The 1123-nt window shown below is 61.0% G+C and carries 2 protein-coding genes; both read right to left on the bottom strand.

The annotated features are described in order from the left end of the window. Positions 1 to 102: 102 nt before the first annotated feature. Complete coding sequence (locus tag A2I95_RS41025; RefSeq protein WP_027257262.1) at positions 103 to 660, bottom strand: F0F1 ATP synthase subunit B; 558 nt, start codon at positions 658 to 660, stop codon at positions 103 to 105. Between the two features lie 4 nt (positions 661 to 664). Further along, a partial coding sequence (locus A2I95_RS41020) for a F0F1 ATP synthase subunit B' (protein WP_291738029.1) occupies positions 665 to 1123 on the bottom strand: 459 nt, incomplete at its 5' end.

The raw sequence follows: 1123 nt of genomic DNA, 5'->3' as shown, positions 1-1123 counted from the left end.
GGCCTGAACGGAGTACCGTGCCCGGCAGGTTCAATACCCCTAAGGCACAAAAAACCCGGCCACTTGGACCGGGTTCTTTTAACTCGTTAGTGTCAACCTGAGCTAGTGCAGCTTGGCGTCCACATCCGCAATGGCAGCATCGATCAGCTTGTTGGCCTCGGCGGCGGTCATCTGCTTGGAGATCACCTGATCCGCAGCGGCAACAGCGATGGTTATCGCCTGATCGCGCACTTCCTTCACAGCCGAAGCTTCCGCCGAAGCGATCTGCTCCTGGGCAGCCGCCAGACGGCGGGTGATGGAGGTTTGTAGATCCGCTTTTGCCTGTTCCGCTGCACGGGCAGCTTCGTCACGGGCGGCAGCGACGATCTGATCTGCCTGGGCCTGAACTTCCTGCTGCTTGCGCTCATAAGACGCCAGGATGGTCTGGGCCTCTTCACGCAGGGCACGGGCTTCGTCCAGTTCCTTCTGGATGCCATCTGCACGGTTGTCCAACTGCCCAGCCAGCAGCGACGGCACCTTGGCAAACAGCAGGATGCCGATGAACAGCACAAAGCCGAGGCCAACAACCAGGTTGGTGTTGGACAGGTCCATGCCGCCGCCGGCAGCAAGGGCAGGCGAAGCTGCGCCAAAGGTCAAGGCAAGGGCGAGAATATTGCGCATATCCTTATCCTTTCGTCCGCTCGGCAACTGCCGCGGCAATTGCGTCTGCGTCTGCCGAACCGCCAAGCGCGGTCACCAGCGCCTCTGCGGTATCGGTTGCAACGGCCTTTACGCTTTCCAGCGCACCGGCCTTGATTTCGGCGATAGCCTTTTCAGATTCGGCGGCCTTGGCAGAGATCTGTTCGTCTGCTTTGGCAATGGCCTCGTCCAGCCCAGCCTGAATTTCCGCGCGGGTCTCGGCAGCAATGCGCTGCGCTTCCGTACGGGCATCCGCCAGAGCTTTGTTATATGCGTTTTCGGCCTCGACAGCCTTGGCCTTCAGGTCTTCAGCCGCGGCGAGGTCGTTGGTGATGGTACCCTGACGCTCGGCCAGAACTGCCGCAATGCGGGGCAGCGCGACGCGCGACAGGATGAGGTAGATCACGACCAGGGCGACTGCGAGCCAGAAGATCTGGTTCCCGAA

This window comes from Leisingera sp. F5 (assembly GCF_001593695.1).
This window is presented reverse-complemented; position numbering and strand designations above follow the sequence as displayed.

Bases quoted from the DNA above. Each gene is read 5' to 3' on its own strand.
- A2I95_RS41025 (WP_027257262.1), bottom strand. From the start codon at position 660: ATGCGCAATATTCTCGCCCTTGCCTTGACCTTTGGCGCAGCTTCGCCT.